12 protein-coding genes are annotated in these 12,367 nt (G+C 37.6%); 10 read left to right on the top strand and 2 right to left on the bottom strand.

What is annotated here, in order from left to right; genetic code table 11:
• Positions 1-33: 33 nt before the first annotated feature.
• Entirely contained in the window at positions 34-726 is a 693-nt protein-coding gene (locus NBC122_RS02190) for an ABC transporter ATP-binding protein (RefSeq protein ID WP_133438804.1), read from the bottom strand.
• A 577-nt stretch (positions 727-1,303) separates the two neighbouring features.
• Between NBC122_RS02190 and NBC122_RS02185 the strand changes: the two genes are divergently transcribed.
• From NBC122_RS02185 to NBC122_RS02140, 10 genes are all read left to right on the top strand, one after another.
• Positions 1,304-2,602, top strand: coding sequence for a hypothetical protein (locus tag NBC122_RS02185; RefSeq protein ID WP_133438803.1), 1,299 nt, complete (start codon positions 1,304-1,306; stop codon positions 2,600-2,602).
• 17 nt (positions 2,603-2,619) lie between these two features.
• Complete coding sequence (locus NBC122_RS02180; protein ID WP_133438802.1) at positions 2,620-3,135, top strand: hypothetical protein; 516 nt, start codon at positions 2,620-2,622, stop codon at positions 3,133-3,135.
• Positions 3,136-3,760: 625 nt separating this feature from the next.
• Positions 3,761-4,735, top strand: a complete 975-nt coding sequence (locus tag NBC122_RS02175) for a ribonucleotide-diphosphate reductase subunit beta (RefSeq protein ID WP_133438801.1) — start codon at positions 3,761-3,763, stop codon at positions 4,733-4,735.
• Between the two features lie 442 nt (positions 4,736-5,177).
• On the top strand, positions 5,178-6,833 hold the full coding sequence (locus tag NBC122_RS02170) for a ribonucleoside-diphosphate reductase subunit alpha (protein ID WP_133438800.1): 1,656 nt from the start codon (positions 5,178-5,180) through the stop codon (positions 6,831-6,833).
• A 136-nt stretch (positions 6,834-6,969) separates the two neighbouring features.
• Complete coding sequence (locus NBC122_RS02165; protein WP_133438799.1) at positions 6,970-7,836, top strand: DUF72 domain-containing protein; 867 nt, start codon at positions 6,970-6,972, stop codon at positions 7,834-7,836.
• A 99-nt stretch (positions 7,837-7,935) separates the two neighbouring features.
• Complete coding sequence (locus NBC122_RS02160) at positions 7,936-8,370, top strand: RrF2 family transcriptional regulator (RefSeq protein ID WP_133438798.1); 435 nt, start codon at positions 7,936-7,938, stop codon at positions 8,368-8,370.
• 48 nt (positions 8,371-8,418) lie between these two features.
• Positions 8,419-10,170 (top strand): cbb3-type cytochrome c oxidase subunit I, encoded by a 1,752-nt coding sequence (locus tag NBC122_RS02155; protein WP_133438797.1) that lies wholly within the window; start codon positions 8,419-8,421, stop codon positions 10,168-10,170.
• 9 nt (positions 10,171-10,179) lie between these two features.
• Positions 10,180-11,169 (top strand): cytochrome c, encoded by a 990-nt coding sequence (locus tag NBC122_RS02150; RefSeq protein WP_133438796.1) that lies wholly within the window; start codon positions 10,180-10,182, stop codon positions 11,167-11,169.
• Positions 11,170-11,219: 50 nt separating this feature from the next.
• On the top strand, positions 11,220-11,480 hold the full coding sequence (locus NBC122_RS02145) for a hypothetical protein (protein WP_133438795.1): 261 nt from the start codon (positions 11,220-11,222) through the stop codon (positions 11,478-11,480).
• A gap of 18 nt (positions 11,481-11,498) precedes the next feature.
• On the top strand, positions 11,499-11,912 hold the full coding sequence (locus NBC122_RS02140) for a cytochrome C (protein WP_133438794.1): 414 nt from the start codon (positions 11,499-11,501) through the stop codon (positions 11,910-11,912).
• 130 nt (positions 11,913-12,042) lie between these two features.
• On the opposite strand, the gene NBC122_RS02135 is transcribed toward NBC122_RS02140, so the two are convergent.
• Positions 12,043-12,342 carry a hypothetical protein gene (locus NBC122_RS02135; RefSeq protein WP_133438793.1) on the bottom strand — a complete coding sequence of 100 codons (300 nt, stop codon included), beginning with the start codon at positions 12,340-12,342 and terminating at the stop codon, positions 12,043-12,045.
• Positions 12,343-12,367: the final 25 nt, after the last annotated feature.

Raw genomic sequence — 12,367 nt, 5'->3', positions numbered from 1 at the left:
TTCGCCAATTGCTCATTGCCAATTACTCATCATTTATTGTAAAACCCTTTGGGTAATAAATTTGTCACTTTCGATAATGCCATCTTTCAGGATAACGTTTCTTTTGGTTTCTGCAGCAACGTCTGGTTCGTGGGTAACCACAATGATTGTTTTTCCCTCACGGTTAATTTCCTGAAGAAGCTTCATAATATCATAGGTTGTTTTAGAGTCCAGAGCTCCTGTGGGTTCATCAGCCAAAATTACTTTTGGATCCGTAATTAAAGCGCGGGCGATGGCGACTCTTTGTTTTTGTCCGCCCGAAAGTTCATTCGGCATATGGGTCGCCCAGTCTGCCAATCCTACTTTTTCCAGATATTCCATGGCTCTTTGGTTGCGCAGTTTTCGCGGAACATCTTGATAGTAGAGTGGGAGGGCTACATTTTCCAGGGCGGTTTTGTAACCGATCAAATTAAACGACTGGAAGATGAAACCGAGGAATTTACTCCGGTATTCTGCGGCTCTTATTTCGGATAGATCCTCAATCGGAATCCCGTCGAGGTTGTAAATTCCGGAATCTTTCTCATCTAAAATCCCAATTATATTTAATAAAGTAGATTTTCCAGAACCCGAACTTCCCATAATCGAAACAAATTCTCCTTCATCAATCGAAAGATTAATTCCTTTCAGAACATGAAGTTTGCTCTTTCCGGTGTCGTATGATTTATTGAGATCCTTAATTACTAACATCAAGTGGAGATTTATTTTTTAATAGGTAGGATATTTATTTTAATTGTTACATCACTGAGAATAATCCTTTAATATTAGGTGATCCTTTAATAAATGATAAGGCAGAATGCTACTGATTATTTTCAATTTCCTTTAGGTGATTTGTTCCACAGAAAATTATTTTTCAAATAAATTAGCATTTAAATCGGTGTATGTCAGAAAAATATATTAATTTTACGATCGTAAAGACACAAACACACAAATAACACAACAAAATGATGAAATTAATTAAATTACCCACTTCTTCTTACGGATAAATTTTTTTCACTTCTTTTTTCTGCTTCGTAATTTATTACAAATAGAAATTTTGAAAAAAATTTATACTTCAGCGTATTATTTATATAGTTAATAGTTTTAATTAATTCCAGAAATTTAAATGACGGAATTGTTAAAATAATTTTCTATTGTCAGGGAATGTATCCTTTTCAATTTTCTCTTCGTAATATCTTGCCAATAAAAGTTTTGAAAAAAATTTATACCTCGTTATGTTATTTATCGAGATAACACTTTTTATTCATTTTTTAAAACACAAATAATTATGAAACTTAGGATTATATTCTTTTTAGTATTAGCCATGGCTGGTATGTCTTCAGCCCAATCGGCTCCGGCACCACAAATAGGTGATTATAAATCAGTTGCTGTTACAGGCGCCTGGACTGCTACCACAACCTGGAATGTTTACACTTCTACAGGGTGGGCAGCTGCGACCCAATATCCGGGACAGAATACGACCACAACTGCACAGGGGACTTACAAAGTATTTATAGCACCGGGAACCAATGTAACGGTTAGCGGTACGCAAACTTATTATTTTGGAGATTTATATGTTCTTGCTAATTTGCCAGTAACGAATTTAACGACTGATAAAGGAATAATTACCTTATTTACGAATATGGCAACATTGGCTCTCTTAGGAACCAATCAGGATGTATATGTTTTGGGTGGTATAATAAACTTTTCCCAAAATAATACGGCACTTAAGCTTAGATTAGGTTCAAGTCTAATTTTAACGAACTATAACGGGGCAACTAGTAATACAGGAACTAATCTAATTCAGCCAGAAAGGTCAGAGTTGGGAAATTGTACCGGAAATAAACAAATTAAGTTTGTAGACGGAACAACGGAGTTAAATTTTGCTGTTTGTGGCGGTTCAAATTCTACCTATAATTTTTGGCAATTAAATTCTAATGGAGGAAGTATTAACGCTATACCTTCTGCAACCCCTAACTCAGTTTGTTTAGGAAGTGCTGCAACTTCTGTCACTTTATCTGGGACCTATACCGGTTTTATACCTACCGCTGACTCGCTTGCTGATAAAAATTATCTCTGGACTTTGGTAAGTGGTCCCACTGGCGGTTTTACTCCACCGCTTCCTACTACAGGATCTACAAGTGCAACACAGACACTTACTTTTGCTACTGCGGGTATTTACGTCTTTAATCTTAAAGTATATTATACATCTACATTGGGTTATGATATTTCCGGTAACCAAACGGTAACTGTAACGGTGTATCCTGCTGGGGATCCTGCCTGTGCATGTTACAAACCAGCAGCTGCAGGTATAGGATTGTCAACCAATCATGGTATTACCGCGCTGCAGCGTGCAGGTGCTCAGGATGGTAACTGGCCAATGATTCGGTCTGGTGCGCATACCGCCCTGGAAGCAAAAACCAAAGGTTTTGTAATTAATAGAATGGTTTCACCCGAAACAACCATTGCTAACCCAGTAGAAGGGATGCTGGTATTTGATACCGACGAAAATGTTGGTCAGGGCTGTTTGAAAATCTATAAAGGAACGGCTTGGACCTGCCTCGAAACACAAACATGCACAAACTAATAATAAAAAACACAAACATGAAAAATACAACATTTATAGCATTGGTTTTGTTTTCAACTTTAACTTATGGCCAGGTCATCATTGGAACAGGCAAGACATCACCAACCAATACTTCAGTGTCTCTGGAATTTGGGAACGAAAATAAAGGAATAATTTTACCCTATGTAGATGCAGCTGCTTCCGTAACAGCAGCAGTTCCTGGAACTATTATTTTTGATGCTGCGGATAAAAAAATCAAGGTGAAATTAACCGGTTCCTGGAAAGACCTGACAATTGTAAATTCAGGTGTTGTACCCGCCACGCCTGCTTTTGAATCAGAACAACCAAGTGCGAAAGTAGTCATCGGATCTAATCCTGCGGCAGAAACAGCCAACGGTATTCTGATTTTGTCTGATGCAAATAAAGCTATGATTTTGCCCACCGTAAATACTTACACTGACATTGTAAGTCCTTCGCCAGGAATGATGGTGTATCTCTCCGGAGCAAAACAGGTTGCTTGCTACAATGGAGCCGTCTGGAGCTTTTGGAAGTAGTAACCTGGTACGGTAATTTTTAAAATATTTTTAAGGATTACAAGTGCTTTTTTTTAATACAAATAAAAGTAAAAACAAGAAGCCGTCTCATAACTCAATGAAACGGCTTTTTTTGTAGTTTTCTCACGGACTCCTGTCCGAGCTTGGGTTGCGAATATCAAAATCTCAGAGCGCTATTTGAGGTATTGAGACACTTTCTTTTTTGGTTTCAAAAGTAAAATATATTACAACCAAAAGCGTTTTTTTCTCGTCAATTTATTGTATTTAAATAGAATGATATCATAATTCGGAAATAGCGTGTTTAGTCATTGATTCCCTTAATTAGGTGTTTTATAGAATTTTGTTTGATATTTTTTTTCACTTAATCACGTAATCGGGTTAGCTTAGTTAAGTAAAGGCAATGGGAACGCAAGGTCTGTGTGATTGTGGAAAACTTTTACCCCTTGTAGTCAGTTAATTAATGATTGTAGCTTTCTTCTTAAGGTTTCATTTCCTATTTTTGTACGGAACGCATTAAAGGAGAAATATGCTGCTTTCGCGTTTGTTCATTTTGCAAATAGCTAATAATCATTTCGTTATATAATTCACTTTTCCAGGAGAAGTGCTCTAAAAATTAAGTTTTACTATGGGAATTTTTGATAAAAGAATTGGATATAAACCATTTGAGTATCCTGAAATCTTACAGTTTGTGGAGGCGATAAACAAGTCATTTTGGGTGCATTCCGAAGTAGATTTTACCGCTGATGTTCAGGATTTCCACTCTCAGTTAGAACCCCATGAAAAAAACGCGATTAAAAATGCGCTTTTGGCCATTGCTCAAATCGAGGTTTCTGTAAAAACTTTCTGGGGGAATCTCTACAGTCATATGCCGAAACCGGAACTCAACGGATTGGGCGCTACCTTTGCCGAATGCGAATTCCGCCATTCCGAAGCCTATTCCCGTTTGCTCGAAGTTTTAGGATATAACGATGCTTTTAACCAGGTTATCGAAATTCCTGCCATTAAAAAAAGAATTGATTTTCTTTCCAATGTTTTAAAACACGCAAATTCTACCTCGCAGAAAGAATATGTATCGTCTTTATTGCTGTTCAGTATTTTAATAGAAAACGTTTCTTTGTTCTCGCAGTTTGCCATCATTTTGTCGTTTACGAGATTCAAAGGGTATATGAAAAATGTGTCCAATATTATCGCCTGGACTTCCGTAGATGAGCAGATTCACGCCAATGCCGGGATTTATCTGATCAACAAGATCCGTCAGGAACAACCGGATTTATTAACTGATTCCGATATCGAAGATATTTATACTTTGGTCGATCATTCAATCAATGTAGAAGAAGAAATTCTGGACTGGATTTTCGAAATGGGCGAAATCGATAACGTCAGCAAAGAAAACTTGTTGAACTTCATGAAATTCCGTGTGGATGACAGTTTGAAGAAGATCAATATGAAAACCCGTTACAATATAACACCGGAGCAATACCGTCCGATGGTTTGGTTTGAAGAAGAAGTTTTCGCCAATTCGATGGATGATTTTTTCGCCAAAAGACCGGTTGATTATACCAAGCACGATAAGAGTATTACCGAGAACGATTTGTTCTAATACTTTTATTTGGGCGCCTTAATCCGCCTTCCACTCCCAATCTTTTTGTTCCGCTTTGCTTCACAAAAAGGATTTCCGTTCAAGTCGGGGCGCGGGTGGGAATGTAAAATGAGTTTGGTGTTTCAAAAGAAGAAAAGTGAAAATGCCAAAGATTTAAGATAAATCATTGATCAACAGGAACGGGCTTTTGCCCGTTTAAATAAAGGAAGATGCTATTGCTTTAGCCAAAACTTATTTGCGCATAAACGCTGTTAGAGCTTCAAGCTCTAACAGCGCTGAACAAAAGAAAAAGATAGAAAATTAATTAGCCCCGATTGAAACGGTCTTGTTTTAAAAACGAGAGAAAACGGGACTGAATTTAATAAGAAGCAAACATTTCATGCTTCAAAAAAAATAATAAAAAACACATTTGTACGCAGTACATTTTTAGAGAAAGAGAATTATGGAAGAACAAAACAAAATTTGGTGGCTGAACGAAGAGTCGGAGCAAATGTTGAACCGGGGATATTTATTAAAAGGAGAAACTGTTGACGGTGCAATCCTCAGAATTACTTCTGCTGCTGCGAAAAGACTTTATAAACCTGAATTGCAACCTGCTTTCGAAGAAATGATCAGAAAAGGGTGGATCAGTTTTTCCTCACCGGTTTGGGCCAATATGGGAACGGAAAGAGGGTTGCCGATTTCCTGTTTCAATGTTCATGTTCCTGATAATATCGAAGGAATTACGCATAAATTAGGCGAAGTAATCATGCAGACCAAAATTGGTGGCGGAACTTCCGGCTATTTCGGGGAATTGAGAAATCGGGGAACCGCCGTAACCGATAACGGAAAATCTTCGGGTGCCGTTTCTTTTATGAAATTGTATGATACTGCGATGGATGTGGTTTCTCAAGGTGGCGTTCGCCGTGGTGCTTTTGCCGCGTATCTGGATGTGGACCACGGAGATATTGAAGAATTTTTATCGATTAAAGATATTGGAAGTCCGATCCAGAATTTATTCACCGGAATTTGTGTACCTGATTATTGGATGCAGGATATGATCGATGGTGATATGGACAAACGTAAAATCTGGGCGCGGGTTCTTGAAAGTCGCCAGCAGAAAGGTTTACCGTATATTTTCTTTACCGATAATGTGAACAGAAACAAACCTCAGGTTTATAAAGATTTAGGAATGACCGTGAATGCGAGTAACTTGTGTTCTGAAATCATGCTGCCTTCCAGCGAAGCAGAATCTTTTATCTGCTGTCTTTCGTCGATGAACTTAGAATTGTACGACGAGTGGAAAGATACCGATGCCGTGAAATTGGCAATCTATTTCTTAGATGCGGTTTTGTCTGAATTTATTGAAAAGACAGAAGGGAATTATTATTTAAATGGCGCCAGAACTTTTGCTTTGCGTCACAGAGCGCTTGGTTTGGGAGTTCTTGGATATCATTCTTATCTGCAGAAAAATAGGATTCCGTTTGAAAGTTTTGAGGCTACTCAGTTTAATGCAAAAGCTTTCAGACAAATTAAAGAGCAGTCGGTGGTCGCGTCTCAGGAACTGGCCAATATTTACGGAGAACCGGAATTGTTGAAAGGTTATGGTTTAAGAAATACCACCACCATGGCGATTGCACCTACCACTTCCAGTTCTGCTATTTTAGGACAGACTTCACCGGGAATCGAGCCGTTTGCTTCCAATTATTATAAAGCAGGTTTGGCGAAAGGAAACTTTATGCGTAAAAATAAATACCTCGCAAAATTACTTCAGGAAAAAGGAATAGACAACGAAGATACATGGAGAACCATTATGTTGAATCACGGTTCTGTTCAGAATATCGCGGAATTGAGTGATGAAGAAAAAGCAGTATTTAAAACATTTAGAGAGATTTCCCCAATGGAAATTATTTCTCAGGCGGCACAAAGACAACAGTACATCGATCAGGCACAATCACTGAACTTGCAAATTCCATCGACCATGCCGGTGAAAGATGTGAATTACCTGTACATCGAAGCCTGGAAAAAAGGAGTAAAATCTTTATATTATCAAAGAAGTTCTTCTGTTTCTAAGGAAATGATGGTGAATTTTGTGACGTGCTCAAGTTGTGAAGCGTAATTTAGCTAAAAGAGTAAAGACAAAAGAATAAAGAAAAACCACGGAATTATTTCTGTGGTTTTTTAAGTAAAATTGGTTTAATGATGACCGGATAAATTCAAAATTCCATAACTTTAAACCTCAAATTATAATCACTATGAAATTCGGACAAGTTGAAGACCCATCGCAAATTGATTTTACCCTTCCCAAAGATCATCCGAGAACAAAAGAAATTTTAAAGGACAATACATCCAAAAAATTCAATGTTTTTATCGGATGTGCCAAATGGAACAAAACTGATTTGAAAGGATTTTATCCAAAAGGAACAAAAGACGAATTAACCTATTATTCTACACAGTTTAATTCAATTGAGCTGAATGCTACTTTTTACGGAATGCCCTCACCGGAGCAGGTATTGATCTGGAAAGAGAAAACGCCGCCAGGTTTTAAGTTCTTTCCGAAAATCCCAAATACGGTTTCTCATTACAGAAGATTGTTAAATATCACCGATGTTGTGACTCAGTTTGCGACCTCTGTTTTAAATTTTGATGAAAAACTGGGAATGGTTTTCCTTCAGCTTCATGATAATTTTAAACCAAAAGATTATGAGCGGTTGGAAAAATTTGTGCAGGACTGGCCAAAAGAAGTTCCGCTTGCGGTGGAATTAAGAAATAGTGAATGGTTTGCAGATGAAGAAATTTTCAACAAAACAATGGATCTTTTTGAAAAGTATGCTGTTACCAATATCATCGTAGATACGGCGGGCAGAAGAGATATGCTGCACATGCGTCTCACCACGCCGACTGCCTTTATCAGATACGTCGGAGCCAATGCAGACAGCGATTACACGCGACTCGATGATTGGATAGACCGCATTAAAGTTTGGGAAAAAGAAGGTTTGGAAAATCTGTATTTCTTTGTCCATCAGAATATCGAAAAAGCATCTCCGCTTTTATCCGCTCATTTTATTGAAGCCATCAATAAAGAATTCAAAATGAATATTCATATTCCTTTGATGGCTTAAATTAAAATTCCATTTATTTTCAAATACAAAGGAAAATAATAGAAGACGGTGTTGTCTTTTATTATTTTTTTTTCTATATTTGTTGTTACTTAGAAAGATATGTTTTCAAAATCATGTGAATATGGAATTCGTGCAGCCATTTATGTCGCTAAACATTCCCGCAATAATCATAAAGTAAGTTTAATAGAAGTTGCAAAACATACCGATTCTCCGCCTGCATTTATGGCGAAGATTTTACAGAAATTAACTAAAACCGAAATACTTTCTTCCTTAAAAGGTCCTACCGGTGGTTTTTTTATAACGGAAGAACATTTAAATACAATATCACTCTTAAGCATTGTGCTCGCGATTGATGGTGACGGGATTTTTGAAAACTGTACTCTCGGTCTTAGAAGATGTGATGGACAGAAACCTTGCCCAATGCATTTCAATTTTAGAAAGATTCGGGAGGAAATGAGAGAAACCTTAAGTAATACTTCTTTAAAATTACTGGCTGAAGAGGTTTCTGATGGAATAACGTTTTTGAAACGGTAGCTTTTTTTTACTACAATAAAGGACAATTTTATCTTTTAATATTTCCATATGAATAATTCAATATTTGGGGAATCGGGAATTCAGATTACGGTACTGCTGATTTTAATACCGGTACTTGTTGGTTTGCTGATCGCTGTCGTGAAGACTTATGCTACGTACAAAGACCTGCGTAACCGGCGTAAGCTGTTTGAATTCAATAAAAAATTAGAAAACCTTTCTCCCGAAGAACTTGCGTTCTACGAAAAAAGAAAAATCGAGGAGGCTTATCAACTTCCCCACAATGAACTCTCCGGTAAAATTCCTCCTTCAGACGAAAAGGGAATTATCCATAATATCAACGCGATCGAAGAGTTGAGGGTTATTCCGCATAAAAAAAGTTTTGTCCCACAGAAATATATTTCTCCGGAATTGGCAAAACTGATTCTTTATTTTCTCGGTTTTGCTGTTTTCTGGTTGCTTTTTGGGACTACAGTCGGCGAATATCTGGGGATTAAATTTGTTGCGCCGGATGCAGATCATGTCAGCTGGTTAAGTTTTGGGCGGCTTCGTCCTGTGCACACCAATATGGTTTTTTGGGGCTGGGCATCTTTTGCTATGGTGGGACTTTCTTATTATGTAATTCCACGGGTGAGTAATATAGAAATTCACAGTCTTAAAATCGGGTGGTATACATTAATCCTCATGAACATTGCAGTATTGACGGGAACAGTTTCATTAATGGCTGGAATTAATAATGGCGGTGGTGAATACCGGGAATATATCTGGCCGATAATGGCGGTTTTTGCTGCAGGAATTGTTCTTTCACTTTATAATTTTCTGACGACCGTAGCGAAACGTGTTACCAGAGAAATCTATGTTTCCAACTGGTATATTATTGCCGCAATGATGTACGTTATTGTTATTTTGGTTGTGGCTTATATTCCTTTGTGGCAAGATGGACTGGCAGAAACAATCATTCAGGGTTATTATATGCACCAGGGAGTAGGGATGTGGTTTATGTTTTTAACTTTGGGTTTGATGTATTATTTTCTTCCCCAGCAGCTTAATAAACCGATCTATTCTTACAGTTTGGGAATCCTGGCCTTTTGGACCCAAATTATATTTTATACTTTGATCGGAAGTCACCACTTTATTTTCAGTGCCATTCCGTGGTGGATGCAGACGGTTGCTATTGTGGCGAGTGTCGGTATGGTGATTCCTGTGGTGGCGGGAACGGCCAACTTTTTACTTACTTTTAATGGAGCCTGGCATCAGGTGAAAACTTCTTATACGCTTCCATTTTATCTCATAGGTATTGTCTTCTACTTCACGGGCTCAATGCAGGGAACTGTAGAAGCATTCCGGTTTACGAATTTAATTTGGCACTTTACCGATTTCACAGTCGCTCACTCGCATTTAACGATGTATGGGATTATCACCTTTATGCTTTGGGCATTTATTTATACTTTAGTTCCAAGAATTACCGGAAAAGAACCACCCAAAACGATGGTCGGTATTCACTTTTGGTTGGCCTTAATCGGATTGCTGTTTTATACCTTTTCATTGATGATCGGTTCCACACAGAAAGGATTGCTTTGGATGGACAGTAAACCATTTATTCAAAGTGTGGTATTGATGGCTCCGTACTGGTTGTGGCGTGCAATAGGTGGTACAATGATGTGGATTTCGCACTTTGTTTTTGCCTATAATTTTTATAAGATGGTCAACCGAAAACAAGAGATCATCATCCCAAGAACGCCCGCAGAAATTTTGGAAGCCAAAAGACAGCTTAAAAAGACAGTATACTTCCCCACAAAATAAATTGGAATAATGGAATTTTTAAATAATCATAAAACTTTGTTTTGGTCAGCCCTGATCCTGTTTCTGTTCCTTACGTTACAGATCGCGATTTTACCTGCTTTTACCAATCAGCAAATTTATAAACCTCTTCCCGATGCAAAACCTTTAACCAAAGATGAGCTTGCCGGAAAAGCCATCTACGTAGAAAATGGCTGTATTGCCTGCCATACGCAGCAAGTTAGAGAAGTTGAAATGGATAAAGTGTTCGGAAGCAGGCCAAGTATTCCTGCAGATTATGCCGGCAACCACCGGATGGATTTTTGGAGAAATACGGCCAATTTATTAGGATCAGAAAGAACCGGTCCGGATTTAACTGCTATTGGCGAAAGACAACCGAGCAGCGATTGGCAATTGCTTCATTTGTACCAGCCCAGAGCGGTAGTGAATGAATCAATAATGCCTTCTTTTTCATTTCTTTTTGAAGAAAAAGATTATTTAGACAAAGGCGATATTGAAGTTAAGGTGCCGCCGGAATTTCTTAAAAATAAATTTAAAAAAATCGTTCCTACGAAGAAAGCACTTCAACTCGTTGCATACTTATTAAGTTTGAAACAGACAAAATTACCGGAAGGTATCAAACCGCAGGAATTTCTTTATAAAAAAGAAGTAAAGAAATCGGCTGGTGGTGGTGCAAGTGCTTTGCCAGATGGCGGAGAACTATTCACTGCGAACTGCGCAAGTTGTCACCAGGCTACGGGCGAAGGATTGCCGGGAGCTTTCCCACCTTTAAAGGGAAGTCCGATTGTGACAGGGGACGATATTTCAGTTTACGTGACGATTATTATGACCGGTTATACCGGAAGACCGGGATATGGGCCAATGCCTGCGGTTGGAAAAAATGCCAACTTTACGCCGGAAATGGTGACCGCGATTATGAATCATGAAAGATCTTCATGGGGAAATAATGCGAAACCGGTGACTTTAGAGCAGGTAAAAGCAGTGATGGATCAGCTCAAGTAAATGGATATATTAATTGCTTTTCACTTATTAAATAACATTAAATGAAACCGATGAAAAATATTAGAAATAGCGCAGTTGTCTTTTTTTTACTAATGGTAAATTTCGCGTTAGCATGTGAAGCCTGTAAACTTCAACAGCCAAAAGTAACCAGAGACTTTACCCACGGAGTAGGACCCCGTGGTGATTTTGACTGGATAATCGTCGCTGTGATCGCAGTTCTTACCCTATTTACTTTTATTTATTCTTTAAAGTATTTGGTAAAACCCGGGGAAAAAGAGCAAGATCATATTAAGAATTCTATTTTAAATTAATCCCATAAAAATCAGAAGATGACTAAAGATAGAAGTTCCGTTTTCCTCTTTATTGATGACGATGCAAAACCTTTGGCAGAACTGAAAACGCCGATTGTATTTGATTTTGATACCTCGAAATTAACCGATGGGGATCATGTTTTGAAAATAGTGAGCAAGTCGCCAACGGGCCGGGAAGGAATTCGGAAAATAAATTTCACCGTTAAAAACGGCCCCTCGATCAGTGTTGAAGGACTTAACGAAGACGATGTCGTTGATGGTATTCTTCCTTTAATGATCAATGCGTACGACAAAGGAAATCAAAAAAGTTTCGTCATCGAAGGAAGTGAAACTCCGCAGACCATTCCTGTCTGGATGTGGATTATTATGATTTTGATCGTGGGTTGGGGTGCCTATTATTTAATCACCTATTTCAGTGGACTTCCTTATTAAAGCAGATGTTTTTTTATTTTTTTAAGTATTAATTAAATTAAACTTTACAGATCACGACTATACTTTTCTAAATTTTAATAAAAAAACGGCCTCAATTCTATTGAAGCCGTTTTTTATTTTTAAAATAATCCTATGCTAGAAATTCGATTTCTTTATCTTTGAAATCGTTGTTTTCAACCAGTTTCTGCATGGTTTTTAGAATTTTTTTGCGAAGTTTTGCGATTCTTCTGACGTTTTTATCATCACTGTAATCAAAGATATTGTCTTCAAAAGAAAAAGTGTCTCCTTTTTTAAATTCGATTTGATTTTCTTTCAGTTCTTTCAGCAACATTAAATTAGTCATTGTTTCTAATAGAACATGTTCAGTTTTCGCCAATCCCTCTAATGATGCGAGAAGTTCCTTCTTATATTTCTTATTCGTCTTATCCATTTTCTATTTATTTTTATTAAAATTT

It is taken from the genome of Chryseobacterium salivictor (assembly GCF_004359195.1).
Taxonomy (GTDB): Bacteria; Bacteroidota; Bacteroidia; order Flavobacteriales; family Weeksellaceae; genus Kaistella; species Kaistella salivictor.
This window is presented reverse-complemented; position numbering and strand designations above follow the sequence as displayed.